The organism is Pseudomonas sp. NPDC079367, assembly GCF_044542195.1.
Lineage (GTDB): Bacteria > Pseudomonadota > Gammaproteobacteria > Pseudomonadales > Pseudomonadaceae > Aquipseudomonas.
Genome location: NZ_JBITTW010000011.1, coordinates 70,011 through 95,780 on the forward strand (window position 1 = coordinate 70,011; position 25,770 = coordinate 95,780).

Consider the following 25,770-nt stretch of genomic DNA (forward strand, 5'->3'; position numbering starts at 1 on the left):
CCCCGACTTCGACATGCCCTCGGCCTCGGCCTTTCTTAAGTAGGGTTAGTACCCACCCTCGCCTAACTGTTTTTACCACTCCGCTGCAAATGGAATTCTCCAGGTTGTAAGCAAAAAAACGTGGCCCATCATAGCCGCCCTTCCCGTGTTCAGGAAGCCGCAGTTGATTGAGTGTTGCTATGGTGACTGATGAGTTTGGGTATGATTCAAGTCAGCCGGCGGCGGGAGCGATGAAGGCGATTCCGGTGCGCAGGGCAGCGTTGCGCACGTGTTCTTGCATGGCTTTCTGCGCCGCCCCCGACGCGCGGCGCGCCAGGGCGCGGAGGATCTTGCGGTGTTCCTGCCAGGTTTCCATGGCGCGCTCGGCGCGGATGAACGGCAGTTTCTGACTCTCGAGGAAGATCTCGGCGCTGGCGGTGAGAATGCTCAGCATCGCCTGATTGCCGCTGGCCAGCAGGATGCGCCGGTGAAATTCGAAGTCGAGTGTCGCCGCCGCTTCGAAATCGCCGGCGCGTAATTGCTCACGCATCGCCGCGACGTTGTCTTCCAGCGCATCCAGATCAAACGTGCTCAGCGTCACCGCCGCCAGCCCCGCCGCAAATCCTTCCAGTGCATAGCGCAACTGAAAGATATCCAGCGGCGAGGCCTGCGCCGCAAACGCCCAGCCCGGTGCGCTTTCGCCATTCGTCAGTTCCACTGGCGCCTGCACGAAGACCCCTTTGCCCGGCTGGATACTGACCACGCCCAGCGCACTCAGCGAGGACAGCGCTTCACGCAACGACGCGCGGCTGACGCCCAGTTGCAGGGCCAGATCCCGTTGCGAGGGCAAGGCATCGCCGGCGCCGAAGCCCTGTTCGGTGATCAGTTTGCGGATCGCTTGCAGCGCCACTTCGGGTACGGCGCGAGAGATCGAATTCATGGTTTGCGGACGCGTCAGGGCCAAGGTGCGGCTAGTTGTAAAGCTATTCGCCGAGTCCGGCAAGTCGTGCCCCAGCGGGGTTCGGCGCGCGCAGCCGATGCGCCATCGCAGTGCGCAAACCGAGCTGACTGTTCAGACCAGTAAGACCGAACGAAGCCGCTGCTACTGCGGCCTGCCGGGGCGAAATCCGCCTGTTGGCACGGCCCATGCTCTGTCCGATCGCAGCAACCACTTCCCGCCGATCCGGAGATTGTCCATGACCCAGCGTTACAGCGCCCTCCTCGCTTCCCTGTTTGCCGGCCTGCTGCTGTGCCAGGCCCCCGCTCACGCCGACGGTCTGGACGACGTGGTCAAACGCGGCACGCTGAAAGTTGCTGTGCCCCAGGACTTCCCGCCGTTCGGCTCGGTCGGCCCGGACATGAAACCGCGCGGTCTGGATATCGACACGGCGAAACTGCTCGCCGACCAACTCAAGGTCAAGCTCGAACTGACCCCGGTCAACAGCACCAACCGTATCCCGTTCCTGACCACCGGCAAGGTTGATCTGGTGATTTCCAGCCTCGGCAAAAACCCCGAGCGCGAGAAGGTCATCGACTTCTCCCGCGCCTATGCGCCGTTCTACCTCGCCGTGTTCGGTCCGCCAGACGCTGCGATCACCAGCCTCGACGACCTCAAGGGCAAGACCATCAGCGTCACCCGTGGCGCCATCGAAGACATCGAACTGAGCAAAGTCGCCCCCGAAGGCGTGACTATCAAGCGCTTCGAGGACAACAACTCGACTATCGCCGCCTACCTCGCAGGGCAAGTCGACCTGATCGCCAGCGGCAACGTGGTGATGGTCGCCATCAGCGAGAAGAACCCCAAGCGCGTACCGGCGCTGAAAGTGAAGCTCAAGGATTCGCCGGTCTACGTCGGTGTGAACAAGAACGAGGCGGCCTTGCTGGCCAAGGTCAACGACATTCTCAACACCGCCAAGGCTGACGGCGCGCTGGAAAAGAACTCGCAGACCTGGCTGAAAGAGCCGCTGCCGGCCGATCTCTGATCGACTGCGCGGGAGACCTTCATGGCTTATCAGTTCGATTTCCTGCCGGTGGTGGAAAACACCGACCTGCTGCTGCGCGGCGCGCTGTTCACCCTTGAGCTGACGGCCATCGGCGCGTTGCTCGGGGTCGGCCTCGGGATTGTCGGCGCGCTGGTGCGGGCGTGGCAGATCCGCCCGTTCTCGGCAATCTTCGGTGTCTACGTCGAGTTGATCCGCAACACGCCGTTTCTGGTGCAACTGTTCTTCATCTTCTTTGGCCTGCCATCGCTCGGCGTGCAGGTCTCCGAGTGGCAGGCGGCGGTGCTGGCGATGGTGATCAACCTTGGCGCCTATTCGACCGAAATCATCCGCGCCGGCATCCAGGCGATCCCGCGCGGGCAGCTGGAAGCGGCTGCGGCACTGGCGATGACGCGCTTCGAAGCGTTCCGCCATGTCGTGCTGCTGCCGGCGCTGGGCAAGGTCTGGCCGGCGCTGAGCAGCCAGATCATCATCGTCATGCTCGGTTCGGCGGTGTGTTCGCAAATCGCCACGGAAGAATTGAGCTTCGCCGCCAACTTCATTCAATCGCGCAACTTCCGCGCCTTTGAAACCTATGCGCTGACCACCTTGATCTATTTGTGCATGGCACTACTGATCCGCCAGTTGCTCAACTGGGTCGGCCGCCGCTTCATTGCGAGGAGCAGCCAATGAGCGATTTCACTTTCTGGGACATCCTGCGCAACCTGCTCACCGGCCTGCAATGGACGCTGGCGTTGTCGCTGGTGGCGTTCATTGGCGGCGGCCTCGTCGGCCTGTTGATTCTGGTGATGCGCATCTCGAAGAACACGTTGCCAAGCAGCATCGCCCGCACCTGGATCGAGCTGTTTCAGGGCACGCCACTGTTGATGCAACTGTTTCTGGTGTTCTTCGGTGTGGCGCTGGCCGGGATCGAGATTTCGCCGTGGATGGCTGCTGCGATCGCTCTGACCTTGTTCACCAGCGCCTATCTGGCGGAGATCTGGCGCGGTTGCGTCGAGGCGATTCCCCATGGCCAGTGGGAAGCCTCGTCGAGCCTGGCGCTCAATCCGCTCGAGCAATTGCGCTACGTGATTCTGCCGCAAGCGCTGCGCATCGCTGTGGCGCCCACCGTGGGCTTTTCGGTGCAAGTGGTCAAAGGCACAGCGGTGACGTCGATCATCGGCTTCACCGAACTGACCAAGACCGGCGGCATGCTCGCCAATGCCACGTTCGAACCGTTCATGGTCTACGGCCTCGTCGCCCTCGGCTACTTCCTGCTCTGCTACCCCTTGTCCCTCAGTGCGCGCTACCTGGAAAGGAGACTGCATGCCTCTGCTTAGAATTTCCGCCCTGCATAAATACTACGGCGATCACCACGTGCTCAAAGGCATCGACCTCAGCGTGGAGGAAGGCCAGGTCGTGGCGATCATCGGCCGCAGTGGCTCGGGCAAATCGACCCTGTTGCGCACGCTCAATGGGCTGGAGTCGATCAACGACGGGGTGATCGAAGTCGACGGCGAATACCTCGACGCCGCCCGCGCCGATCTGCGCAGCCTGCGGCAGAAGGTCGGCATGGTCTTTCAACAGTTCAATTTGTTCCCGCACCTGACCGTCGGCGAAAACGTCATGCTCGCGCCGCAAGTGGTGCAGAAAGTACCCAAGGCCAAGGCAGCCGAACTGGCGCGCCAGATGTTGGAGCGGGTCGGTCTGGGCGAGAAATTCGATGCCTTTCCGGATCGGCTGTCCGGCGGCCAGCAGCAGCGCGTGGCGATTGCGCGGGCCTTGGCGATGTCGCCGAAGGTGTTGCTGTGCGATGAAATCACTTCGGCACTCGACCCTGAGCTGGTCAATGAAGTGCTCAGCGTGGTGCGGCAATTGGCCAGGGAAGGCATGACGCTGATCATGGTCACCCACGAAATGCGCTTTGCCCGCGAGGTCGGTGACAAGCTGGTGTTCATGCACCACGGCAAAGTGCATGAAGTGGGCGATCCGAAGGTGTTGTTCGCCAACCCGCAGACGGCGGAGCTGGCGAATTTTATTGGCACCGTGGAAGCGACTGCCTGAATCTGCCCCATCCTGATCGTTCCCACGCTCCGCGTGGGAATGCAGCCCGGGACGCTCCGCGTTCCAAAAGCGGACGCAGAGCGTCCGGTGAGGCATTCCCACGCAGAGCGTGGGAACGATCAGGCTGCGGCCTCAAGACTTTCTGCGCTGAATCAACGGTTTGAACCATGCGCGTTGGCGCCAGCGTTTGATCGTGGCACGATGTCGGGGTTATCGACCGAGACCCCCTGACCATGCCGCAATCCCAAGCCAAGAATCTGTCCCTGATCGCCGCAATCGACCTGGGCTCCAACAGCTTTCACATGGTCGTGGCCAAGGCCCAGAACGGCGAAATCCGCATCCTCGAGCGCCTCGGCGAAAAGGTGCAACTGGCCGCCGGCATCGACGATGCGCGCCAGCTCAACGAAGAATCGATGCAGCGCGGCCTCGATTGCCTCAAGCGCTTTGCCCAACTGATCAACGGTATGCCGCTCGGCGCCGTGCGCATCGTCGGCACCAACGCCTTGCGTGAAGCGCGCAACCGTGGCGAATTCATCCGCCGTGCCGAGGAAATTCTCGGGCATACGGTAGAAGTCATCTCCGGCCGTGAAGAAGCGCGCCTGATCTATCTCGGCGTGTCGCACACGCTCGCCGACACCCCAGGCAAACGTTTGGTCGCCGACATTGGCGGCGGCAGCACCGAATTCATCATCGGCCAGCGTTTCGAGCCGTTGCTGCGCGAAAGCCTGCAAATGGGCTGCGTGAGTTTCACCCAGCGCTACTTCAAGGACGGCAAGATCACCCCGGCCCGCTACGCCCAGGCTTATACGGCGGCGCGCCTGGAAATCATGAGCATCGAACACGCCCTGCATCGCCTGACCTGGGATGAAGCCATCGGCTCCTCCGGCACCATCCGCGCCATAGGCCTGGCACTGAAGGCCGGCGGCCACGGCAGCGGGGAAGTCAACGCCGAAGGCCTGGCATGGCTCAAGCGCAAGCTGTTCAAACTCGGCGACGCCGACAAGATCGATTTCGAAGGCATCAAGCCTGATCGCCGGGCAATTTTCCCGGCAGGCCTGGCGATTCTCGAAGCGATCTTCGATGCCCTGGAACTGCAACGCATGGATCACTGCGAAGGCGCGCTGCGCGAAGGGGTGCTCTACGACCTGCTCGGCCGCCATCATCACGAAGACGTGCGCGAACGCACCCTGACCTCGCTGATGGAGCGCTATCACGTCGATCTGGAACAGGCGGCACGCGTCGAGCGCAAAGCCCTGCACGCGTTCGATCAGGTTGCCGTGGACTGGGAACTGGATGACGGCATCTGGCGCGAACTGCTCGGTTGGGCGGCGAAAGTGCACGAAGTCGGCCTCGACATCGCTCACTATCACTACCACAAGCACGGTGCCTACCTGATCGAGCACTCAGACCTGGCCGGCTTCTCCCGCGAAGACCAGCAGATGCTCGCGCTCCTGGTGCGCGGCCACCGTCGCAACATTCCCAAAGACAAGTTCGCCGAGTTCGGCGACGACGGCATCAAGTTGATTCGCCTGTGCGTGCTGCTGCGGTTTGCGATTCTGTTCCATCACATTCGCGGAACCCAGGCAATGCCACAGGTGGTGCTGCATGCCAATGGCGACCATCTCGATGTGGAATTTCCGGAGAACTGGCTGGATGAAAATCAGCTGACTCAGGCGGATTTCGGCCTCGAAGCGGATTGGCTGACGCGGGTGGGGATCGTTCTCACGGTGCACTGAACGCGTCTGTGGGAGCTGCCGAAGGCTGCGATCTTTTGATCCTCAAGATCAAGATCAAAAAATCGCAGCCTCGTTGCACTCGACAGCTCCTACAGGTTGATGTCTCAGGTACAAAAAAGGCGATCCCGAGGGATCGCCTTTTTTATTGGGCTGACGGTCAGCTGCTCACCGGCAAAATCGGGCTGCCCAACCGCTCCAGCAACGTCGCCTGCGCACTGCGCGGGTTCTGGTTACCCGTTGGCGTGTTGCGGATGTAGCGGCCGTCCGACTGCAGGCTCCAGCTGTGGGTGTTGTCGGTCAGGTACAGCTCCAGCTCCTTCTTGACGCGGGTCAGCAGCTTCTTGCCTTCCACCGGGAAGCAAGTCTCGACACGCTTGTCGAGGTTGCGCTCCATCCAGTCGGCGCTGGAGAGGAACATCTGCTCGTCGCCGCCATTGAGGAAGTAGAACACCCGCGTGTGCTCAAGGAAGCGGCCAATGATCGAGCGCACATGAATGTTGTGCGAGACCCCGGCGATGCCCGGACGCAGGCAGCACATGCCGCGCACCACCAAATCGATGCGTACCCCGGACTGGCTGGCCTTGTACAACGCCCGGATGATTTTCGGATCAGTCAGCGAGTTGAACTTGGCGATGATGTGCGCCGGTTTGCCTTCGAGGGCGAACTGCGTCTCGCGGGCAATCATGTCGAGCATGCCCTTCTTCAGGGTGAACGGCGCATGCAGCAGCTTTTTCATGCGCAGCGTCTTGCCCATGCCGATCAACTGGCTGAACAGTTTGCCAACGTCTTCGCACAAAGCGTCATCGGAGGTCAGCAGGCTGTAGTCGGTGTAAAGCTTGGCGTTACCGGCGTGGTAGTTGCCGGTGCCGAGATGCGCATAACGGACGATCTCGCCAGCCTCACGGCGCAGGATCAGCATCATCTTGGCGTGGGTCTTGAAGCCGACCACGCCGTAGATCACCACCGCACCGGCCGCTTGCAGACGGCTGGCCAGTTGCAGGTTGGACTCTTCGTCAAAGCGCGCACGCAGCTCGATCACCGCAGTGACTTCCTTGCCGTTACGCGCGGCATCCACCAGCGCATCGACGATCTCGGAGTTGGCGCCGGAGCGATAAAGCGTTTGCCGTACGGCCAACACATGCGGGTCTTTCGCGGCCTGACGCAGCAGGTCGACCACCGGGGTGAACGACTCGAAGGGGTGCAGCAAGAGGATGTCCTGCTTGCTGACCACGCTGAAAATGTTTTCGCTGTTCTGCAGCAGTTTCGGAATCTGCGGGGTGAACGGCGTGTATTGCAGTTCCGGGTGGCTGTCCAGACCGGTGATGCTGAACAGCCGCGTCAGGTTGACCGGACCGTTGACCTGATACAGCTCGGTCTCGCTCAGGTTGAACTGCTTGAGCAGGTAGTCAGAGAGATGTTTCGGGCAAGTGTCGGCGACTTCCAGACGCACAGCGTCGCCGTAACGCCGCGAGAACAACTCGCCGCGCAGCGCGCGGGCCAGGTCTTCGACGTCTTCGGAGTCGAGCGCCAGGTCGGCGTTTCGGGTCAGCCGGAACTGGTAGCAGCCTTTTACCTTCATGCCTTGGAACAGGTCATCGGCGTGGGCGTGGATCATCGACGACAGGAACACGTAGTTGTCGCCGGCGCCGCCGACTTCTTCCGGCACCTTGATGATCCGTGGCAGCAGACGCGGCGCCGGAATGATCGCCAGACCCGAGTCGCGCCCGAAGGCATCGATGCCTTCGAGTTCGACGATGAAGTTCAGGCTCTTGTTCACCAGCAGCGGGAACGGGTGTGTCGGGTCGAGGCCGATCGGGGTGATGATCGGCGCGATTTCGTCGCGGAAATAACGGCGGACCCAGGTCTTGAGCTTGGTCGTCCAGTTACGCCGACGGATGAAGCGCACCTGATGCTTTTCCAGCTCCGGCAGCAGGATGTCGTTGAGGATCGCGTACTGGCGGTCGACGTGACCGTGAACCAGCTCGCTGATCCGCGCCAGCGCCTGATGCGGCTGCAGGCCATCGGCGCCGGCCTGTTCGCGGGCGAAGGTGATCTGCTTTTTCAGCCCGGCGACGCGGATCTCGAAGAATTCGTCGAGGTTGCTGGAGAAGATCAACAGAAACTTCAGCCGCTCCAGCAACGGGTAGGACTCGTCCAGCGCCTGTTCCAGCACGCGGATGTTGAACTGCAATTGCGAAAGCTCGCGGTGGATGTACAGGCTGCTGTCATCCAGGCCGGGAATAGCGATCGCCGGCACCGCCGCGGCGGTTTCGGCAACCGGCGCGGGTGGCGCGGGCTCCAGTTCCGGCGGCGTTTCGGTGATTTGCTCGACCACCGGCTGAGCTTCTTTTACGGCAACTTCAGTGAGTCCTTCGGTATTCATGGAATGTTCCTGGGAGGGCTATTTCTGCTCTCGTAACAATTGAGCGGCACGAACGGCAAAGTAAGTCAGGATGCCATCTGCACCGGCACGTTTAAAGGCGGTCAGTGACTCAAGGATCACCGCTTCGCTCAACCAGCCATTCTGTATAGCGGCCATGTGCATGGCGTATTCGCCACTGACCTGATAGACGAAGGTCGGCACCTTGAAGGCATCTTTGACCCGAAAAAGAATGTCCAGGTAGGGCATGCCCGGCTTGACCATGACCATGTCCGCGCCTTCGGACAAGTCCGCACCGACTTCGTGCAGCGCTTCGTCGCTGTTGGCGGGGTCCATCTGATAAGAAGCCTTGTTCGCCTTGCCGAGGTTCGACGCCGAACCCACCGCATCGCGAAACGGCCCGTAATAGGCGCTGGCGTACTTGGCCGAGTAGGCCATGATGCGCACGTTGACGTGACCGGCGATTTCCAGCGCTTCACGAATCGCCTGGATGCGGCCATCCATCATGTCCGATGGCGCGACGACCTGCGCGCCCGCTTCAGCGTGGGACAGCGCCTGACGTACCAGCGCATCGACGGTGATGTCGTTCTGCACGTAACCGTCTTCGTCGAGAATGCCGTCCTGACCGTGGGTGGTGAATGGGTCCAGCGCCACATCGGTGATTACGCCAAGTTCCGGAAAACGCTCACGCAGGGCGCGCGTGGCGCGCTGGGCGATGCCTTGCGGATTCCAGGCTTCGGCGGCATCAAGGGATTTCAGGTCAGGCGGCGTGACCGGGAACAGTGCCAGCGCTGGAATGCCCAGCTCGACCCACTTGGCGGCTTCTTCAAGCAGCAGATCAATCGTCAGTCGCTCGACGCCCGGCATCGAGGCCACGGCTTCGCGGCGGTTTTCACCGTCGAGTACAAACACCGGCAAGATCAGATCATCGACGGTCAGCACGTTTTCACGCACCAATCGCCGGGAAAAATCATCACGGCGATTGCGGCGCAAACGGGTGGCAGGGAACAGACGATTGGCGGGGGTAAAGCTCACGGCAGACTCCTGAGCCCGCGCAAACGGGCGAGCGTGACAGTTATAGACGGCCATTATGACGAACGGATGACAGTTGTGTGAGACCTGTGACAGGTAGCCGCATTCCATTCTCAGTGTAGGAATTGTTCACGTCGAGACACATTTCGATACTTTCACGAATGTGCCTGAAGGGTTAGGCTGCGCGTTCATTTCGCCAGCACCCAGACAATGCTCCAACAATTTCTGCACGACTTTGGCTACTTTGCCTTGTTCCTCGGCACGTTCTTCGAAGGCGAAACCATCCTGGTGCTCGCAGGCTTCCTCGCGTTCCGTGGATACATGGACATCAACCTGGTGGTGGTCGTGGCGTTCTTCGGCAGCTATGCCGGCGATCAGCTGTGGTACTTCCTGGGGCGCAAGCACGGGCGCAAATTGCTCGCGCGCAAACCGCGCTGGCAGCTGATGGGCGACCGCGCGCTGGAGCACATCCGCAAGCATCCGGACATCTGGGTCCTGAGCTTCCGCTTCGTCTACGGCCTGCGCACGGTGATGCCGGTGGCAATCGGTTTGTCCGGTTATCCGCCGGGACGCTACCTGCTGCTCAACGGCATCGGCGCGGCGATCTGGGCCACCGCCCTGGCTGCGGCGGCTTATCACTTCGGTGCAGTGCTGGAAGGCATGCTCGGCAGCATCAAGAAGTACGAGCTGTGGGTGCTCGGCGCCTTGCTGATCCTCGGGCTGGGCCTGTGGCTGCGGCGCCGCTTCAAGAATGCGCAACTGGCGAAGAAAATCCATCAGGACGAGCAGCTCGCCAAAGCCGCTGCGGCCGAGCAGTTGCCGCTGGCCGAAACGAACAATCCTGCCGAGCCAAAAACGCCAGCCGAATAAACCGTTCGCTGGCAGCTGCCAGGCGCAGTCCAGGCAAATAATGAACACCCCGTCGCCGTTGCGATCCATTGAGAGAGCGCTCTGCCCCCGCGCGCGTCGCCCATGCCCCTATGGCCACGCGCGACGATTTAAGGGACATTGAGCGCCATGAATCTGGAGAGAAGCCCATGAGCAAAAAAGTTGCAGTGATCCTGTCCGGCAGCGGCGTGTACGACGGCGCCGAAATCCAGGAAAGTGTCATCACCCTGCTGCGCCTCGACCAGCGCGGCGCGCAGGTGCAGTGCTTTGCGCCGAACATTGCGCAATTGCATGTGATCAACCACCTGACCGGCGAAGAAATGCCGGAATCGCGCAACGTGCTGGTGGAATCGGCGCGGATTGCCCGGGGCAACGTCAAGGATATCCGCGACGCCGACGTCGAAGACTTCGACGCACTGATCGTGCCCGGCGGATTTGGCGCGGCGAAGAACCTGTCGAACTTCGCCATCGAAGGCGCCGGCTGCACCGTGCAACCGGAAGTGCTGGCCCTGGCCGAGGCATTTGCCGAAGCGGGCAAACCGGTCGGGCTGATCTGCATCTCCCCGGCGCTGGCAGCGAAAATCTACGGCCCCGGAGTGACTTGCACCATCGGTAACGATGCCGATACCGCCGCGGCGATGAGCAAAATGGGCGCGACCCACGAAGAGTGCGCCGTGACCGAGATCGTCGAAGACAAGGCGCGCAAACTGGTCACCACCCCGGCCTACATGCTGGCGCAGACCATCAGTGAAGCGGCTTCGGGCATCAACAAACTGGTCGACCGCGTGCTCGAACTGACCCACGAAAACGACGCTTGATCCCCCTTCTTTCACCTGATCGTTCCCACGCTCCGCGTGGGAATGCATTCAGGGACGCTCCGCGTTCCGGCCTCACCACAGATGTACGACCAATAGCAGCGGACGCCGAGCGTCCAAGGCTGCATTCCCACGCAGAGCGTGGGAACGATCATCATTGTGCAAGACTCAGGGCTTGCGGATGAGCCGGGTCAGAATCCGGTCCAACGCATTGGCAAACGCCTGTTTCTCGCGCTCGCCAAACGGCGCCGGCCCGCCGCTCATCTGGCCCTGCTCCCGGAGATCGGTGAACAGATTACGCACCGCCAGACGTTCGCCCATGTTCTGCGCATCGAACTCCTTGCCACGCGGATCCAGCGCCGCCACGCCCTTCTTGACCAGCCGATCAGCCAGCGGAATATCGCTGCAGATCACCAGCTCGCCCGGCACGGCGTGCTCGACCAAATAGTCATCCGCAGCATCCGGCCCGCTCGGCACCACAATCAGTTTGACGATGGCCAGCCCCGGCTTGGTCTGCGGCTGCCCGGCAACCAGCACCACTTCGAACTGGCGCTTGAGCGCGAACTTCACCACCAGATCCTTCGCCGCCCGCGGGCAGGCGTCGGCATCGATCCATACACGCATGTTCTTTACCTCTAAAAGCAAAAGATCGCAGCCTGCGGCAGCTCCGACAGAGTGCGCGTCGCGGGGTGACATTGCGACATGCACGACCCTGTTGGAGCTGCCGAAGGCTGCGATCTTTTGGGATCGCTCAATCAGGCAGCCGAAACCCGGCGCTTCTCCGCCACCCAACTGCGCCCATACAACACAACGATCGCCACAATCGCTACTGCCTGCGCGGTCAGCGAATAGGCATCGGCATGAATCCCCAGCCAGTCGAATTCAAAGAACGCCACCGGCCGCGTGCCGAAGATCCCGGCTTCCTGCAAGGCCTTGACGCCGTGCCCGGCAAACACCACCGACAACGCGCACAACAGCGCGGCGTTGATGCTGAAGAATAGCGTCAGCGGCAGTTTCGCCGAGCCGCGCAGAATCACCCACGCCAGGCCAACCAGCAGCACCAGCGCCGTCGCACCACCGGCCAGCACGGCGTTGTGCCCGGCCGGCCCGGCCTGCAGCCACAGGGTTTCGTAGAACAGGATCACTTCAAACAACTCGCGATAGACCGAGAAGAACGCCAGGATCGCAAAACCGAAACGTCCACCGCCGCCGACCAGACTGCTTTTGATGTAATCCTGCCAGGCCGCCGCGTGACGGCGGTCATGCATCCACACGCCAAGCCACAGCACCATGACGCTGGCAAACAGCGCCGTGGCGCCTTCGAGCAACTCACGCTGCGAACCGCTGACATCGATCACATACGCCGCCAGCGCCCAGGTACCCAAGCCCGCCAGCAACGCCAAGCCCCAGCCAACGTTGACACTGCGAACGGCCGATTGCTGGCCGGTGTTGCGCAGGAAGGCGAGGATCGCCGCCAGCACCAGAATCGCTTCCAGGCCTTCGCGCAGCAGAATCAGCAGACCGGAGATGTAGCTCAGCGACCAGCTCAGACCATCGCTGCCCAGCAGGCCGGCGGAGTCCTTCAGTTTGGCCCTGGCCGCGTCCAGACGCTGCTCGGCCTGCTCGACAGGCAGACCGTCCTGCAGCGACTGCCGGTACGCCATCAGCGATTTTTCGGTGTCCTTGCGCACGTTGGCATCGACGTTATCCAGCGAGCTCTCGACCAGCTCGAAGCCTTCCAGATAGGCCGCGACAGACAGGTCATAGGCCTGATCGTGCTCACCGGCGCGGTAGGCCGCGAGGCTCTTGTCCAGCGTGGCGGCGGTGTAGTCGAGCAACTGCGCCGGGCCGCGCTTGACCTGCGGCGGTTGCGCACGCTGGGCGCGGAAAGTTGCCGCGACCTCTGCGCCTTCGGCAGCCTGCACTTCGGCCGGCGTCTGCCGAGCCAGGTCGGCGATGTTGTAGACCTTGCCGGACTTGGCGGCCGCCGCATCGGCACTGAAGCCGGCGATGTAGGTGGCCAGATCCCAGCGCTGGCGATCATCGAGCTGATCGGCAAACGCCGGCATGTCTGTGCCTTCGACGCCTTGGCCGAGGGTGCTGTAGATCGCGTACAGGCTCAGATGGTCCATGCGCGCGGCGTCACGCAGGTTGGCCGGCGCGGGCGTCAGACCAACGCCGGCCGGGCCGTCGCCAGCGCCTGTCTCGCCGTGGCACACCGAGCAGTTTTGCGCATACAACGGCGCACCGCGTGCCGGGTCCGGGGTGATGATCGGCGCTTGGCTGACTTCATACGCCACGGCCAGTTTCGCGCCCAACTGCCGGGCCTGACGGGCAACATCGGCGCCGTCCTGCTTCGCACTGATGGCGGCATGCAACGACTTGACGCCCTGCTCCAGCGCGGCTTTTTCCGGTTTGGCTGGCAACGCAGTGATCAAGCCTTGCAGAACCTGGGTGAATTCCAGTTGTTCGCGGTATTCGCCGTCGTCGATGACTTTGCCTGCCGCGACCGTCGGCGGGTAATCGGCACTGATGTAGTCGAGCAGGTGCAACGCTTGCGGCGCGCCTTCCACGGTATCGGCCAGCAGCGGCAGGCTGCTCAGAGACAATATCGGGAACAGCAGCCAGGCCAGCAATCGGGACGAGGCAGTCATGAACGAATCTCAAATGGAAATGCGAAGTTACATATTGTTCACTTCGAAGACATTTCTCTCAAGCTTTGTCGGCGTTTCGCTTTGATTGGCAGGAAATACCCGGCAGACGGCAGCAGCGTTTGTCGATGAGTATGGCCGCACCGCCCGCTGCCGATTGCCTCGACACGCCCGATGAAGATCGCAGCCATTTGCCATCATCCACTTTATACTGCCCGCCCCAGAGCCATTGCGTGCAAGGAATCAAGGTCAATGCGCAGTCTTCCGTTCGTTTTGCTGCTCTGCGTGGCTGTTCAGTTGAGCGGTTGTGCCGCCTATCGCCACTACGATCTTGAAATGCAGCAGACCACCGAGCAAATGACCCGGGGCAATCTTGACGGCGCTCTGGCACTGGTGGAATTGCACAACCCGTGGGAAGACAAGGATCTGCTGTATTACCTGGAAAAAGGCGCGATCCTCAGCGCTGGCAGTGTCCTGCCCGACAGCCAGGACGCCTGGCGCAATGCCGACCGGATGATCTTCCAGCGCGAGGAGGCCAACCCGTCCGGCGCAATGAAATTGCTCGCGCGCTTCGGTGACGAAATGGGCACGATGCTGGTCAACGACAAGCTGCGCCGCTATGAAGGCTACGATTACGAAAAGGTCATGTTGACTACGCAAATGGCCTTGAACCAGCTATCCGTCAATGACTTTGCCGGCGCCCGCGCAGACATCAGGAAAACCCACGAACGCGAAGCATTGATCGCCCGCCAGCGGGAAAAGCAATACGAAGCGGCCGAGGAACAGGCAAAAGCCCAAGGCAAAACCCTGCATTACAAGGACCTGGAGGGTTATCCGGTCGGCCTGCTCGAGGCGCCGCAGGTCGTGGAACTGAAAAACGGCTACCAGAGTGCGTTCAGCCACTATCTGGCCGGCTTCACTTACGAAGCCCTCGGCGAGCGCGCCCTGGCAGCGGCCGGTTATCGTCAGGCGATCGAATTGCGGCCGGACATGCCCTTGTTGCAAAAGGCCCTGCGCAATCTCGATAAACCGCCAGCGAAAGCCGATGAAAGCGATGTGTTGCTGATTATCCAGAGTGGGCTGGCCCCGGCTCGCAGTTCCGTACAGGTGCCGATCCCGGTTCGTCTGAACGAAACGCTGGTCATCATCGCGCCCATTTCATTCCCGGTGATGGTGCCTGATTCGGTCACACCCAATTTCAAGCATATAACTGTGGATGGCCATAAACAGCCGCTGGCCGTGATCAACAGCGTGACCGACATGTCCATGCGCACACTGCGCGACGACATGCCGCAAATCATCTCGCGGGCGATGTTCCGCGCCAACATGGCCGCCATCGGTCAAGCGCAGGAAAACGAGCGCAACCCGGCGAAAGCCTCGTTGATCGTCACTCAGCATGATCCGTTCGAAGAAGCCGACACCCGTACATGGCGAGCGTTGCCGGACAAGACGCTGATCGCCCGCCTGCGCCTGAAGAAAGGCCTGCACACCTTCCGTTTTGCGGCAGCGCCCATTGATAGCCCATTTGAACTTCGCGTCGATCAGGATCGGCAGGTTCTGCATTTGCGTGTATTGCGCGACCAGGTTTTTACCGTTGGATCAGCCTTCGTGCCACAGCATAAACCTGCGCCAAGCCCACCTGATTCCGCGAACGAGTGATGGCACACCACCGAATAATGAAAGCGAAAAGATATTACATGGCCATCACCTCGCGTTTATAATGCCGCGCCCTCGCTCAGCGAGCCGGCAACACAAGCTCCTCACACTTGAGGAATTGGCAGGAGGCCAACGCCGCCGTCGATAGGTCACACCAGCCCGACCAGCACCCGCGGCTGCAAGTTTTGCTACTCAGGGAAGAAGTACCCATGGCATTCCGCGCCCCCACTCTGCTCGCGCTCAGCGCCGTCACTCTGGTGTCCGGCTGTGCAGCGTTTCGCAACTACGATTCCGAATTGGCCCAGACCAACCAGCAACTGGCTTCCGGCAACGTCGACGCGGCGCTGACCCTGCTGGAAAAGAACAACAGCGGCACCGACAAAGACCTGCTCTATTACTTCGAGAAAGGAGAACTGCTGCGCGCCAAGGGCGATCTGTCGGGCAGCCAGAACGCCTGGGGCAGCGCGGACAAGGTAGTCGGTCAGTGGGAAGACGCGGTCAAGCTCGACTCCGCCAAGTACCTGGCACAGTTCGGCAGCTTCATCGTCAACGACAAGGTGCGCCGCTACGAAGGCTACGACTACGAAAAAGTCATGCTGACCACGCAGATGGCCCTGAACCTGCTGGCGGTCAACGATTTCGATGGCGCCCGCACGGCGATCAAAAAGACCCACGAACGCGAAGCGGTGATCGCCGACCTGCGCGACAAGGAATACCTCAAGAGCGAAGAACAGGCCGAGAAAGAAGGCATCAAGACTCAGTACAAGGATCTTCAGGGTTATCCGGTTGCCAGCCTCGACGCGCCGGAAGTGGTCGGCCTGAAAAACAGCTATCAGAGCGCGTTCAGCCATTACCTCGCCGGTTTCGTCTACGAAGCCCTGGGCGAGAAGGATCTGGCCGCGCCGGGTTATCGCAAGGCTGCCGAATTGCGCCCGAACACGCCGCTGCTCGAGCAGGCGCTGGTCAACCTCGACAAACCTTCGAAGTCTGACGACAGCGATATCCTGATCGTAGTGCAGAGCGGCCTGGCCCCGGCACGCGACTCGATTCGCGTACCGCTGCCGTTGCCGATTTCCAACAATGTGGTGATCACCCCGCTGTCGTTCCCGATCATCAAACCGGACACTTCCACCGCGCCGTTCGCGCAGATCGGTGTCGATGGCAAGCAAGTTGACCTGACCGCGCTGAACAGCACCACCGCTATGTCGCGCCGCGCGCTGCGCGATGACATGCCCGGGATCATCGTGCGCACCACCGTGCGGGCGATCACCAAAGGCGTGGCGCAAAAGCAGATCAACGAAACCAATCCGCTGGCCGGTCTCGCCGTAGGCATTTCTTCAGCGGTACTGGAAGGTGCCGATACCCGTACGTGGCGCACCCTGCCGGACAACACCCAAGTGGTGCGCCTGCGCCTGAAAAAGGGTGAGCATCAGGTTACCCTGCCGAGCGCCGTGGGCGGCTCGGTGGTCAGGGTCACCGTCGATCAGCGTTATCAAGTGGTCAGCCTGCGCGCCGTTGGCAACCAGGTGTTCGCTGGCGGCATCGCTGCTCACGTAATGCCGAGCGCTGGCGCCACCAACGTCGCCAGCCTCAAACAACCTTAAGAACGGAGTCTTGCAATGCGCTTGAAGATTATCGCCGTCGCCGCCCTCGCCTTGTTGGCAGGCTGCGCCACCCCGCCGCCACCTGAGCCGGGCAGCGCCGCGAGCAAAGTCGTGGCCATGGGGCCGCAGAAACACATCGTCGTCGGCGCCATGCGCGTGGCCCGCGAAAACGGCTTCATGACCGTCAATGTGCAGTTGAGCAACACCCTCAACAGCAACAAGATCTTCTACTACCGCTTCGCCTGGCTTGGCGCCGAAGGTTTCCCGGTTGCCGAAGAAGAGGTCTGGAAAAGCCAGATGATGTATGGCGCTCAGACCAGCTTCATTCAAGCCATCGCTCCGACCCCGAAAGCCGTGGATTTCCGTCTGGAAATCAAAACGCCTTAAGCCCGCCACCCTTTTTCTGATTGAGAGAGCTTTCTCATGTTTGCACGCTTTTCCTGCATCGCCGTCATCGCCCTGCTGGCCTCCGGTTGCGCCAACACTTCGCCGACCCTGGGCAGCAAGAACATCAGTTACGGCGACACCAAAGCCGTTGAAACCGTGACCAACGAATTCGGTTCGACCGACCTGCAAATGATCGCCGAATCGATGACCCGCTCGCTGGCCCAGTCCGGCATCCTGCAAGGTCGTCCGGTGGTTCAGGTCTACGATGTGAAGAACAAGACCAGCGAGTACATCGACACCCGCGAAATCACCACCAGCATCAAGACTCAGTTGATGAAGACCGGTGTTGCGCGCTTCGCCAGTGACAACAATGCAATGCAGAGCCAGGTTGACCAGCTCAAGCTGCAGAACCAGAGCGGCCTGTACAAGAAAAGCACCGTGGCCAAGACCGGCAACATGGTTGCCGCCAAGTACCGCATCGAAGGCTCGATCAGCTCGATCGTCAAGCGCAGCAGCGACTACAAGGACGTCTTCTACAAATTCAGCCTGCAGTTGATCGACGTCGAAAGCGGTCTGGCCGAGTGGATGGACGAAAAAGAGATCCGCAAAACCACGGAGCGTTGATCGATGCGCACATGGATTGGCATGATGGCCCTGGCTTGCGCGTTCAGCGTGCAGGCGGCCCCGAAAGTGGCGGTGACGGATCTGGCGTATCAGGAGCGTGTGGAGCAATACATCCACATCGTTTCGGCGCAGAGCAATCACCGCGAGAGTTACTACAGCGCCAGCGGTTCTTCGAGCTACAACGAGATCGAAGCGACCACCAGCTACATCGAACAGGGCGAGTTGCGCAAATTCACCGGCGACATCAAGGGTGAAATCCTGCGTACCGGCATGTTCCAGCTGGTGCAGGGCACGCCTTATACCGCCTCATCCAAAGGCGATGTGTATGACGTGATCAAGCGCATCAAGGCCGGCAACTTCAAAGGCGCCGACTACGTGCTGTTCGGCACTGTGTCCGACATCGACTTCACCCAGGACGTCAACGAGCTGGCGCACACCGACAGCTACTCGGCGGTCTTGGGCCTGACGCTAGTGGCGGATTTCAGTCTGATCAACACCAGGACCTACGAGATCACCTCGGCCTTCACGGCGATGGGCGAAGCGCAGGACACCAAACTGGTGAACCATCGTGACATCAAGATCTCGCTGAACCGTCCGCGCGTCGTACGTGACGTGTCCAAAGCTTTGGGCGAGGACGTGGCCGGGCAATTGAGCATGCAGCTCGGTGGCGGTGACTCTTATGAGCAGCCGCGTGAAGCGCCGCAGCGCAATAATCTGCCGCGTGACACGGCGCCGGTGATCCTGCGCTGACCGACCGACAAAAACAAAAAAGGCGACCCGCAAAGGTCGCCTTTTTTCTTGCCCGAGCGGTTTACGCCGCCGCTTTGCGCAACGTCGCCATGAATGCCGCCGCGCCGACGAACAACCCGGCAAAGGTGCGGTTCATGCGCTTCTGCTGTTTGGGCGTGCGCAACAGACGCAGCACCTTCGACGCCAGCCCGGTGTAACCGGCCATCACGATCAGATCGACAAACACCATCGTCACACCGATCACCACATACTGAATCAGCAGCGGCGCGTGGGGATTGATGAACTGCGGCAACACCGCGAGCATGAACACCAACGCCTTGGGGTTGCTGATGTTCACCAGAAAGCCGCGAAACACCAGGGCCAGCGGCTTGCCGATCGGCCGTACCGCGGCGTCATCGCTCATGTCCATGGGCAACGCCCGCCATTGCTTGATCGCCAGATAAACCAGATAAGCGACGCCGAACCATTTGATCGCATGGAACGCTGTGGCCGATGCGGTGAGCACGGCACCCACACCCGCGCCGACAATCGCGATCTGCACCACCAAGCCGATCTGCAGGCCCAGCGCGTTCCAGTAGCCGCGCCAGAATCCGTATTGCAGACCGCTGGACATCGACGCGATGGCGCCCGCGCCCGGGGACAGGCTGATCACCCAGCAGGCGGCAAAGAATGCCAGCCATGTTTGAAGCTCCATCGCACACCTCGGCTCTGAATCGTGACAGACGCTCAAGCTAATGCGCTTTGGGCTTAAAAGCAAAAGATCGCCCGAAGGCTCGGGCCGCGATCGTCCGATCTTTTGATCTCGCTGAAAAAGCTACTTCTCGAACCCGCTCGACGGCAACACATCCGTCCCGCGCCAACGCCGCACCGAACGCTGGAAGAACAGGCTGTTCGGCACCTGCACCATGGCGCTGCCGGTGCCGAGTTCTTCGGCCTCGACCAGCGTGGTGTAGAGCAGATTGATCGCGATCACCCGGCCTTTGACGCCAGGCTTGTCGGTGGTGTCCACCAGCTCGACCACATCGCCGAGGCGGAACGGTCCGACGGTGAAGATCAGGATCGCGCAGAGCAGATTGGACAGCACGCTCCACATGGCGAAGAACGCCACCGCCGCCACCGCGACAAAACCCGACAGCGCCGTCCACAGCACTGTCGCCGAAACGCCGAGGCGCTCAAGCACGAAGAGCAGCGCGCTGCCCATGATCAGCCAGCGCAGCACGCCACGCAGCGGCATCAGCAATTGCGGCGGGAAAGGATAACGCTCACCCAGGCGAGTCAGGCCTTTGGCGACGAAACGCTGGGTCAGGTAACCCGCGAGCAGAATCAGCAGAATCTGCGCGGTGAACCAGAGCGGTTCGACCCATACCGCCGCAAAGGGCAGTTTGAAGGCTTCCATCAGGACAACGCCTCCAGCTCCGCCTGCATGCTTTCCAGGGTTTCCAGCGCTTGCATCCAGGCTTCTTCCAACTCGGCTTCACGAACCTTCAATTTGGCCTGTTCGGCGAGCAGATCCCGCAGTTCATTCTTGCGTGCCGGCTCGTAGATATCGCTGTCGCCGAGGCTGGCATCGACCTTGGCCAGTTTCTCGTGAAGCTTGCCCAGCTCGGCTTCAAGCTTGTCGGCCTCGCGCTTGTGCGGGGCCAGTTGTTGGCGCAACGCTGCTGCCGCTTGGCGCTGAGCTTTCTTGTCGGTCTTGTCCGGATTGACCGGTGTGTTGCTGACCGGCGCATTACGCTGGCGGTATTCCACCAGCCAGCGGGCGTAATCTTCCAAGTCGCCATCGAACTCTTCGACCTTGCCGTCGGCGACCAGATAGAAGTTGTCGGTGGTGCTCTTGAGCAAATGCCGATCGTGAGACACCACCAGCACCGCACCGCTGAATTCCTGCAGGGCCATGGTCAGTGCCAGACGCATTTCCAGGTCGAGGTGGTTGGTCGGTTCGTCGAGCAGCAACAGGTTCGGCCGCTCCCAGGCGATCAACGCAAGCGCGAGACGAGCCTTCTCGCCACCGGAGAAATTCAGCACCGGCTCATCGATGCGCGCGCCACGGAAGTCGAAGCCGCCGAGGAAGTCACGCAAGGTCTGCTCGCGCTCGCCCGGCGCCAGCCGCTGCAAGTGCAGCAACGGGCTGGCCTTGGAATCCAGCGAATCGAGTTGATGCTGAGCGAAGTAGCCGACCACGGTGTTCTCGCCACGGGTCAGGCGCCCGGCCAGTGGTTCGAGCTCGCCGGCGAGGTTCTTGATCAGCGTCGATTTACCCGCGCCGTTCGGCCCGAGCAGACCGATCCGCGCACCCGGGGTCAGTTGCAACTTGACCTTCTCCAGGATGGTCTTGTCGCCATAACCCAGGCGTGCATTGGACAGGTCGATCAGCGGACTGGAGATTTTGGTCGACTCGCGGAAGACGAAGTCGAACGGCGAATCGACGTGGGCCGCCGACAATTCTTCCATGCGCTCCAGCGCCTTGATCCGGCTCTGCGCCTGACGGGCCTTGGTCGCCTGGGCCTTGAAGCGAGCGATGTAGCTTTCCATGTGCGCACGCTGCGCCTGCTGCTTCTCGTAGGCCTGTTGCTGCTGGGCCAGGCGCTCGGCGCGGGCGCGCTCAAACGCGGTGTAGCCGCCCCGGTAGAGGGTCAGTTTGCGCTGATCGACATGGGCGACGTGATCGACCACTTCGTCGAGGAAGTCGCGGTCGTGGGAAATCAGCAGCAAGGTGCCCGGATAGCTTTTCAGCCACTCTTCGAGCCAGATGATTGCGTCGAGGTCCAAGTGGTTGGTCGGTTCGTCGAGCAGCAGCAGATCCGAGGGGCACATCAGTGCCTGTGCCAGATTCAGACGCATCCGCCAGCCACCGGAGAAATCGCCGACCTGACGATCCATCTGCTCATTGGTGAAACCAAGACCGGCGAGCAGCTTGCGCGCCCGTGCATCGGCGGTGTAACCGTCGGCGCTGTCGAGTTCGGCGTGCAGGCGCGCCAGCGCGGTGCCGTCATGGGCCTGCTCGGCGGCGGCAAGCTCGCGCTGCACCTCACGCAGACGCAGGTCGCCATCGAGCACATAGTCGACCGCCAGGCGCTCAAGGGTGTCGACCTCCTGGCGCATGTGCGCGATGCGCCAGTCGACCGGCAGCAGGCAGTCGCCCGAATCCGGATGCAACTCGCCGCGCAGCAAGGCGAACAGGCTGGATTTGCCGGCACCGTTGGCGCCGATGAGGCCGGCTTTGTGGCCGGCGTGCAGGGTCAGCTCGGCGTCTTCTAGCAGACGTTGCGGGCCACGCTGTAAAGTCAGGTTCTGAAGTCGGATCATAATGGCGGCGGAGTCTACCAGCTTCGCTCACAACTGGCGCGAGTAGCACGATGTCCTCTGACCTGTGGAGCTTTGCCCTTGATGTCTACGCCCGACCGGGCGTGGAAGATGCCTGCCTGCGATTGCAAACGGCGGGCGCCAATGTCTGCCTGTTGCTATGCGGTTTGTGGCTGGAGCAGCGAGCGGTGACCTGCGATGAACCGCGCGTACGCCTGCTCAAGGCCTTGACCGCGCCGTGGGATGTCGAAGTGGTGCAGCCATTGCGAAGCCTGCGCATGCAATGGAAAGTGCGGGCCGTCGATGATGCGGTGGTGGCAGGCATGCGCGAGCAGATCAAGTCACTTGAGCTTGAAGCTGAACGAACCTTGTTGTCACGGCTGGAAGGTGTGGCGCAGGAATGGACGCGCAACGAGGCAGGTTCGGTGACCTGGCTGGAAGGCTTGGCCGGCAGTGCAGCCAGCCTGAACCGCGACGCGCTGCAAGTGCTGCGCGTCGCGGCAACCGGCACTTAGGAAGCGCTGGTCGGGGTGCTGCTGACGCTCGACGAAGCGGCTGGCGCTGGCGCCGTCGAAGGGGTCGAGTGAGCGGCGGACGACGGTGCGGACGCAGCTGGAGCAGCCGGGGAAGCCGCAGGCGCAGGCTTGGCTGCTGGAGCGGTAGCCGGTTTGGTAGCGGCTGGCTTGGCAGCAGCAGGCTTTTTCACCGCTGGTTTTGCGGCTGGCTTGGCCGCTGGTTTCGCCGCAGCAGGCTTGGCGGCCGGTTTCGCAGCGGTTTTTGCTGCAGGTTTTGCTGCCGATGTTGCGGCTGGTTTGGCAGCCGGTTTTACCGCCACTTTCGCAGCAGGTCTGGCCGCGGCAGGTTTAGCCACGGTCTTGGCTGCAGGCTTCGCAGCGGCGGTTTTTGCAGCAGGCTTGGCTGCTGGTTTTGCCGCTGTCTTGGCGGCAGGTTTTGCGGCTGCGGTCTTAGCCGCTGCAGTTTTGGTCGCGGCCGGTTTCGCAGCGGGCTTGGCAGTGGTGGTTTTGGCTGCAGGTTTGGCTGCAGTGGTTTTAGCCGCCGGTGTTGCCGCGCTCGCCGCCGGCTTCTTCACTGCAGTTTTCGCCACTGGTTTGGCAGGCGCTTTTACCGGTGCCTTGGCGGCGGGTTTGGCGGTGGTTTTCGCAGCAGCAGGTTTGGCCGCAGCGGTCTTCGCCGGGGCTTTGCTTGCAGCAGGTTTGGCAGCGACTTTCTTCGCTGGAGCGGCTGCGGGTTTGGCCGAACGCGACGACAGGACCTTACCCACTGCTTCCTGAACGCGGCCAACACCCTGGGCCAGCTTCAGGCTTTCCTGAGCATCGCGCTTGAGCTGCAGAATGTAGCTGCGGGTCTCGGACTGACGATCTTTCAACGCGTCGAGCAGGTCTTCGAGTTCTTTCACCGAGGCCTTGGCTTTATTCTGCGCCTTGGCTTTGCCGGCGGTGGCGGCGTCTTGCAGTTTGGTGCGCGATTTGTGCAGTTTTTCCTGCGCTTTGCCACGCTGTTTTTCCAGCTTGGCGAGCAGTTTTTCAGCATCAGCCAAGGCTTGCGAGCAAGCGTTTTCCAAATGCTCGAGCAAGCTGCCCGACAACTGTTGGAGTAAGTGCAACGGAGTATTTACAGGCTTCTTGGTGGCCGACATGGTTTACCTCCTGGCTGACGTGAGTGCGGCTCATACTAGACCTCTGCTGATACCGCCGCTAGGGCATGTTGACAGTATCTGCGCCGTTGCGTTGCACCGAAGCCGAAATGTTCTGCACCGGGGTAAAAGCAGTTCACCGATGCAGACGTTTGCACTGGCATAATCCCTCGCATCTCAGGTCGGAGAGTGCCCATGTCGCGCTACTTTATTTTGTCCCTCTGCGTGGTTTTTTCGGCGGCATACGCCGATGAAAAAACCACGGCGAATGATGCTCATGACCTGGCTTACAGCCTCGGTGCCAGCCTCGGTGAACGGCTGCGCCAGGAGGTGCCGCAGTTGCAGATCCAGGCGCTGATCGAAGGCCTGCAACAGGCGTATCAGGGCAAGCCCCTGGCGTTGAGTGAAGCGCGTATCGAACAGATTCTGGCCGATCACGAATCGCGCAATGCCGAGCAGGCATCACGCCAATCGAGTGATGCTGCGATGGAGAACGAGCAACGGTTTCTCAGCGCGGAAAAAGCCAAACCGGGCGTAAAGGAATTGGCCGATGGCATCCTTCTGACCGAACTCGTCCCGGGCTCCGGCGCCAAAGCCGGCCCCGACGGAAAAGTTCAGGTGTTGTATGTCGGCAAGTTGCCGGACGGCACTGTGTTTGACCAGAACAGCCAACCGCAATGGTTCAACCTCGACAGCGTGATTGCCGGTTGGCGCACGGCGCTGCAGAACATGCCGGTCGGGGCAAAATGGCGATTGGTGATTCCATCGGATCAGGCTTATGGTGCCGACGGTGCCGGCGACCTGATCGCACCGTTCACGCCACTGGTGTTTGAAGTGGAACTGCGTGGCGCGACGAACTGATCGGGCATAAAAAAACGGTGCGCTTTCGGCGCACCGTTTTTCCGCAAGGATGTGGTTCAGGCCTGAACCGGGTCTTCTGCCTTGTGTGCCGTGTGCAGCACTTCGATCAGGCAGTCTTCAAGTTCGAAGCGCTCATGCAGCAAGCCGCCCAATTCCTTGAATTTCTCCGCAACGCATTTACCTTCATCGCACAGGTCGTTGAACGCGAGCAGCTTCTCGGTAATGACGTCGATGCGCGGGTAGATTGTCTCGGCGAGTTCCAGACCGCGCTTGTCGTTGAACGCCTTTGCTTCGCCAGTCAACTGTTCATAGATTTCAAAGTGACCGGCCGACACGTAATCGACCAGCACACCGCAGAATTCCAGTAGAGGTTTGCGGCTTTCAGACAGCGAATCAGGCTGCGCACCGAGTTTGTCGTAGGCGCCGATCAGCTCTTCACGCTCCTGCAACCAGCGGTCGATCAGCAGATGAACCCCACCCCAACGTTCCTGAGCATTCTGACAACTTTCGAGCATGGCGATCTCTCTTCCCTTGTGGGTCATGCTGCTCTACACCCGCGTCCATGTTCTGATTTGACTGGGTGGACGATCGGGCAGAGCGTCATCGAGCAACATAAATCCAATGACACGTGCCGGCCAGATTATGCCCGCACGCCTATGGCTTCAAGGTACGCAGGAGATAAAGTTCATACAAGTGTTTAATCCCTGACCAGTACGTGGTGCGACGCTTCGTCGCTGACCGGTCGTTGCAGAGCACTGCAGATCAGCCGCAACAACTGATAAACCGCAAGAATGGACACACCGACAAAAAACAGCAGGCTCCATTCCGGGATGCTCAAATCGAAGAGTGTCCAGGAGATTTCCGAGCAGTCGGCACCGCCGTTGAACATTCGTTGCAGGGCACAGATCCATGGCAAGCCACTGAAAAGTGATTCCACAGTCGGCGAGCATTTGACCAGTTGCAACATGGAATCACTCTGGATCAACACCTGCCGCCAGGCAGCGGTGGTTCCGCCCAGACTGGCGCCCAACGCAAACAGCCAGTAATACCATAATCCGCCACGCCGGGGGCCATGCACCGCCGCCACGCCGCAGCCAATGCACAGCAAGGTGAGGAACAAGCGCTGCACCAGGCACAGACTGCAAGGCGTCAGGCCCACCGCATATTCGAGGTAATAGGAAGCTCCCAGAGCAAAGGCCCCCGCAATGAAAGCGATGAAGAACAAGGAGCGTGAGCAGGCCAACGACATGGCTTTTCCGTAACAGTAGAGACAGGCAGTTACGGTAGAGGAAAGCGTGTCAGCCTTTCAAGGCAAGGGCCTGCCGACAGTTCACCACAGATGTAGGGAAAACCCGACAGGTTCAAGAGGAAAAGATGAGGGACTCTGTAGGACTTTGCCTCAAGAGC

25 protein-coding genes are annotated in these 25,770 nt (G+C 61.0%); 14 read left to right on the forward strand and 11 right to left on the reverse strand.

Annotation, left to right across the window (positions count from 1 at the left end):
- Positions 1-211: 211 nt before the first annotated feature.
- Positions 212-919, reverse strand: coding sequence for a FadR/GntR family transcriptional regulator (locus ACIGDJ_RS12450; RefSeq protein ID WP_101161802.1), 708 nt, complete (start codon positions 917-919; stop codon positions 212-214).
- 256 nt (positions 920-1,175) lie between these two features.
- Between ACIGDJ_RS12450 and ACIGDJ_RS12455 the strand changes: the two genes are divergently transcribed.
- The 5 genes from ACIGDJ_RS12455 to ppx all read left to right on the forward strand — a co-directional run bounded on the left by ACIGDJ_RS12455 (position 1,176) and on the right by ppx (position 5,758).
- Positions 1,176-1,961 (forward strand): transporter substrate-binding domain-containing protein, encoded by a 786-nt coding sequence (locus tag ACIGDJ_RS12455; RefSeq protein ID WP_041476905.1) that lies wholly within the window; start codon positions 1,176-1,178, stop codon positions 1,959-1,961.
- A gap of 21 nt (positions 1,962-1,982) precedes the next feature.
- Entirely contained in the window at positions 1,983-2,651 is a 669-nt protein-coding gene (locus ACIGDJ_RS12460; RefSeq protein WP_397479324.1) for an amino acid ABC transporter permease, read from the forward strand.
- A complete protein-coding gene (locus ACIGDJ_RS12465) occupies positions 2,648-3,298 on the forward strand; it encodes an amino acid ABC transporter permease (protein WP_016772621.1) in 651 nt (216 codons plus the stop codon). The genes ACIGDJ_RS12460 and ACIGDJ_RS12465 overlap by 4 nt, the downstream gene beginning before the upstream one ends.
- Complete coding sequence (locus tag ACIGDJ_RS12470; protein ID WP_101161517.1) at positions 3,285-4,022, forward strand: amino acid ABC transporter ATP-binding protein; 738 nt, start codon at positions 3,285-3,287, stop codon at positions 4,020-4,022. Before ACIGDJ_RS12465 ends, ACIGDJ_RS12470 begins: the two co-directional genes overlap by 14 nt.
- A 233-nt stretch (positions 4,023-4,255) precedes the next feature.
- A complete protein-coding gene (gene ppx, locus ACIGDJ_RS12475) occupies positions 4,256-5,758 on the forward strand; it encodes an exopolyphosphatase (RefSeq protein ID WP_101161519.1) in 1,503 nt (500 codons plus the stop codon).
- A 157-nt stretch (positions 5,759-5,915) separates the two neighbouring features.
- Here ppx and ppk1 read toward each other — a convergent pair whose 3' ends face one another.
- On the reverse strand, positions 5,916-8,141 hold the full coding sequence (gene ppk1 / locus ACIGDJ_RS12480) for a polyphosphate kinase 1 (protein ID WP_101161521.1): 2,226 nt from the start codon (positions 8,139-8,141) through the stop codon (positions 5,916-5,918).
- Between the two features lie 18 nt (positions 8,142-8,159).
- Positions 8,160-9,173 (reverse strand): porphobilinogen synthase, encoded by a 1,014-nt coding sequence (gene hemB / locus ACIGDJ_RS12485; protein ID WP_101161523.1) that lies wholly within the window; start codon positions 9,171-9,173, stop codon positions 8,160-8,162.
- Positions 9,174-9,380: 207 nt separating this feature from the next.
- Here hemB and ACIGDJ_RS12490 point away from each other — a divergent pair, with 207 nt between their 5' ends.
- Positions 9,381-10,040, forward strand: coding sequence for a DedA family protein (locus ACIGDJ_RS12490; protein ID WP_101161525.1), 660 nt, complete (start codon positions 9,381-9,383; stop codon positions 10,038-10,040).
- Positions 10,041-10,207: 167 nt separating this feature from the next.
- On the forward strand, positions 10,208-10,876 hold the full coding sequence (elbB, locus tag ACIGDJ_RS12495) for an isoprenoid biosynthesis glyoxalase ElbB (protein WP_101161526.1): 669 nt from the start codon (positions 10,208-10,210) through the stop codon (positions 10,874-10,876).
- Positions 10,877-11,041: 165 nt separating this feature from the next.
- Here elbB and ACIGDJ_RS12500 read toward each other — a convergent pair whose 3' ends face one another.
- Together ACIGDJ_RS12500 and ACIGDJ_RS12505 are read right to left on the reverse strand one after the other, a co-directional pair.
- A complete protein-coding gene (locus tag ACIGDJ_RS12500; protein ID WP_101161528.1) occupies positions 11,042-11,497 on the reverse strand; it encodes a YaiI/YqxD family protein in 456 nt (151 codons plus the stop codon).
- A 131-nt stretch (positions 11,498-11,628) separates the two neighbouring features.
- Positions 11,629-13,527, reverse strand: coding sequence for an FTR1 family protein (locus ACIGDJ_RS12505; RefSeq protein WP_101161530.1), 1,899 nt, complete (start codon positions 13,525-13,527; stop codon positions 11,629-11,631).
- 249 nt (positions 13,528-13,776) lie between these two features.
- On the opposite strand from ACIGDJ_RS12505, the gene ACIGDJ_RS12510 reads away from it, so the two are divergent.
- The 5 genes from ACIGDJ_RS12510 (at position 13,777) to ACIGDJ_RS12530 (ending at position 18,545) form a co-directional block, all read left to right on the forward strand.
- On the forward strand, positions 13,777-15,183 hold the full coding sequence (locus ACIGDJ_RS12510) for a COG3014 family protein (RefSeq protein WP_397479325.1): 1,407 nt from the start codon (positions 13,777-13,779) through the stop codon (positions 15,181-15,183).
- A gap of 206 nt (positions 15,184-15,389) precedes the next feature.
- A complete protein-coding gene (locus ACIGDJ_RS12515; RefSeq protein WP_397479326.1) occupies positions 15,390-16,784 on the forward strand; it encodes a COG3014 family protein in 1,395 nt (464 codons plus the stop codon).
- Positions 16,785-16,799: 15 nt separating this feature from the next.
- A complete protein-coding gene (locus tag ACIGDJ_RS12520; protein ID WP_016772611.1) occupies positions 16,800-17,171 on the forward strand; it encodes a YcfL family protein in 372 nt (123 codons plus the stop codon).
- A 36-nt stretch (positions 17,172-17,207) separates the two neighbouring features.
- On the forward strand, positions 17,208-17,795 hold the full coding sequence (gene lpoB, locus ACIGDJ_RS12525; protein ID WP_016772610.1) for a penicillin-binding protein activator LpoB: 588 nt from the start codon (positions 17,208-17,210) through the stop codon (positions 17,793-17,795).
- 3 nt (positions 17,796-17,798) lie between these two features.
- Complete coding sequence (locus ACIGDJ_RS12530) at positions 17,799-18,545, forward strand: penicillin-binding protein activator LpoB (RefSeq protein ID WP_397479327.1); 747 nt, start codon at positions 17,799-17,801, stop codon at positions 18,543-18,545.
- 61 nt (positions 18,546-18,606) lie between these two features.
- Here ACIGDJ_RS12530 and ACIGDJ_RS12535 read toward each other — a convergent pair whose 3' ends face one another.
- The 3 genes from ACIGDJ_RS12535 to ACIGDJ_RS12545 form a co-directional block, all read right to left on the reverse strand.
- Positions 18,607-19,239: a LysE family transporter gene (locus tag ACIGDJ_RS12535; protein WP_397479328.1), complete on the reverse strand. Its 633-nt coding sequence runs from the start codon at positions 19,237-19,239 to the stop codon at positions 18,607-18,609.
- A gap of 120 nt (positions 19,240-19,359) precedes the next feature.
- Complete coding sequence (locus ACIGDJ_RS12540) at positions 19,360-19,941, reverse strand: mechanosensitive ion channel family protein (protein WP_101161538.1); 582 nt, start codon at positions 19,939-19,941, stop codon at positions 19,360-19,362.
- Positions 19,941-21,851, reverse strand: a complete 1,911-nt coding sequence (locus tag ACIGDJ_RS12545) for an ATP-binding cassette domain-containing protein (protein ID WP_397479329.1) — start codon at positions 21,849-21,851, stop codon at positions 19,941-19,943. The genes ACIGDJ_RS12540 and ACIGDJ_RS12545 overlap by 1 nt, the downstream gene beginning before the upstream one ends.
- Positions 21,852-21,901: 50 nt before the next feature.
- Between ACIGDJ_RS12545 and ACIGDJ_RS12550 the strand changes: the two genes are divergently transcribed.
- Positions 21,902-22,363 carry a TIGR02444 family protein gene (locus ACIGDJ_RS12550; RefSeq protein ID WP_101161542.1) on the forward strand — a complete coding sequence of 154 codons (462 nt, stop codon included), beginning with the start codon at positions 21,902-21,904 and terminating at the stop codon, positions 22,361-22,363.
- Here ACIGDJ_RS12550 and ACIGDJ_RS12555 read toward each other — a convergent pair.
- A complete protein-coding gene (locus tag ACIGDJ_RS12555) occupies positions 22,360-23,505 on the reverse strand; it encodes an AlgP family protein (RefSeq protein WP_397479330.1) in 1,146 nt (381 codons plus the stop codon). The genes ACIGDJ_RS12550 and ACIGDJ_RS12555 overlap by 4 nt on opposite strands.
- Before the next feature lie 192 nt (positions 23,506-23,697).
- Here ACIGDJ_RS12555 and ACIGDJ_RS12560 point away from each other — a divergent pair, with 192 nt between their 5' ends.
- Positions 23,698-24,363, forward strand: coding sequence for an FKBP-type peptidyl-prolyl cis-trans isomerase (locus tag ACIGDJ_RS12560; RefSeq protein ID WP_101161546.1), 666 nt, complete (start codon positions 23,698-23,700; stop codon positions 24,361-24,363).
- A gap of 56 nt (positions 24,364-24,419) precedes the next feature.
- On the opposite strand, the gene ACIGDJ_RS12565 is transcribed toward ACIGDJ_RS12560, so the two are convergent.
- Both ACIGDJ_RS12565 and ACIGDJ_RS12570 read right to left on the reverse strand, forming a co-directional pair.
- The gene (locus ACIGDJ_RS12565) at positions 24,420-24,878 is read right to left on the reverse strand and encodes an Rsd/AlgQ family anti-sigma factor (RefSeq protein WP_039757408.1); all 459 of its coding nucleotides are present in this window, start codon (positions 24,876-24,878) and stop codon (positions 24,420-24,422) included.
- 182 nt (positions 24,879-25,060) lie between these two features.
- On the reverse strand, positions 25,061-25,612 hold the full coding sequence (locus ACIGDJ_RS12570) for a disulfide bond formation protein B (RefSeq protein WP_397479331.1): 552 nt from the start codon (positions 25,610-25,612) through the stop codon (positions 25,061-25,063).
- Between the last annotated feature and the right edge of the window lie 158 nt (positions 25,613-25,770).

Bases quoted from the DNA above. Each gene is read 5' to 3' on its own strand.
- ACIGDJ_RS12460 (WP_397479324.1), top strand. From the start codon at position 1,983: ATGGCTTATCAGTTCGATTTCCTGCCGGTGGTGGAAAACACCGACCTG.
- ACIGDJ_RS12450 (WP_101161802.1), bottom strand. From the start codon at position 919: ATGAATTCGATCTCTCGCGCCGTACCCGAAGTGGCGCTGCAAGCGATC.
- ACIGDJ_RS12555 (WP_397479330.1), bottom strand. From the start codon at position 23,505: ATGTCGGCCACCAAGAAGCCTGTAAATACTCCGTTGCACTTACTCCAA.
- ACIGDJ_RS12515 (WP_397479326.1), top strand. From the start codon at position 15,390: ATGGCATTCCGCGCCCCCACTCTGCTCGCGCTCAGCGCCGTCACTCTG.
- ACIGDJ_RS12510 (WP_397479325.1), top strand. From the start codon at position 13,777: ATGCGCAGTCTTCCGTTCGTTTTGCTGCTCTGCGTGGCTGTTCAGTTG.
- ACIGDJ_RS12490 (WP_101161525.1), top strand. From the start codon at position 9,381: ATGCTCCAACAATTTCTGCACGACTTTGGCTACTTTGCCTTGTTCCTC.
- ACIGDJ_RS12550 (WP_101161542.1), top strand. From the start codon at position 21,902: ATGTCCTCTGACCTGTGGAGCTTTGCCCTTGATGTCTACGCCCGACCG.
- elbB (WP_101161526.1), top strand. From the start codon at position 10,208: ATGAGCAAAAAAGTTGCAGTGATCCTGTCCGGCAGCGGCGTGTACGAC.
- ACIGDJ_RS12530 (WP_397479327.1), top strand. From the start codon at position 17,799: ATGCGCACATGGATTGGCATGATGGCCCTGGCTTGCGCGTTCAGCGTG.
- ACIGDJ_RS12465 (WP_016772621.1), top strand. From the start codon at position 2,648: ATGAGCGATTTCACTTTCTGGGACATCCTGCGCAACCTGCTCACCGGC.
- ACIGDJ_RS12520 (WP_016772611.1), top strand. From the start codon at position 16,800: ATGCGCTTGAAGATTATCGCCGTCGCCGCCCTCGCCTTGTTGGCAGGC.
- ACIGDJ_RS12470 (WP_101161517.1), top strand. From the start codon at position 3,285: ATGCCTCTGCTTAGAATTTCCGCCCTGCATAAATACTACGGCGATCAC.
- ACIGDJ_RS12560 (WP_101161546.1), top strand. From the start codon at position 23,698: ATGTCGCGCTACTTTATTTTGTCCCTCTGCGTGGTTTTTTCGGCGGCA.
- ACIGDJ_RS12455 (WP_041476905.1), top strand. From the start codon at position 1,176: ATGACCCAGCGTTACAGCGCCCTCCTCGCTTCCCTGTTTGCCGGCCTG.
- ppx (WP_101161519.1), top strand. From the start codon at position 4,256: ATGCCGCAATCCCAAGCCAAGAATCTGTCCCTGATCGCCGCAATCGAC.
- ppk1 (WP_101161521.1), bottom strand. From the start codon at position 8,141: ATGAATACCGAAGGACTCACTGAAGTTGCCGTAAAAGAAGCTCAGCCG.
- ACIGDJ_RS12500 (WP_101161528.1), bottom strand. From the start codon at position 11,497: ATGCGTGTATGGATCGATGCCGACGCCTGCCCGCGGGCGGCGAAGGAT.
- ACIGDJ_RS12570 (WP_397479331.1), bottom strand. From the start codon at position 25,612: ATGTCGTTGGCCTGCTCACGCTCCTTGTTCTTCATCGCTTTCATTGCG.
- ACIGDJ_RS12545 (WP_397479329.1), bottom strand. From the start codon at position 21,851: ATGATCCGACTTCAGAACCTGACTTTACAGCGTGGCCCGCAACGTCTG.
- ACIGDJ_RS12565 (WP_039757408.1), bottom strand. From the start codon at position 24,878: ATGCTCGAAAGTTGTCAGAATGCTCAGGAACGTTGGGGTGGGGTTCAT.
- ACIGDJ_RS12535 (WP_397479328.1), bottom strand. From the start codon at position 19,239: ATGGAGCTTCAAACATGGCTGGCATTCTTTGCCGCCTGCTGGGTGATC.
- lpoB (WP_016772610.1), top strand. From the start codon at position 17,208: ATGTTTGCACGCTTTTCCTGCATCGCCGTCATCGCCCTGCTGGCCTCC.
- ACIGDJ_RS12540 (WP_101161538.1), bottom strand. From the start codon at position 19,941: ATGGAAGCCTTCAAACTGCCCTTTGCGGCGGTATGGGTCGAACCGCTC.
- ACIGDJ_RS12505 (WP_101161530.1), bottom strand. From the start codon at position 13,527: ATGACTGCCTCGTCCCGATTGCTGGCCTGGCTGCTGTTCCCGATATTG.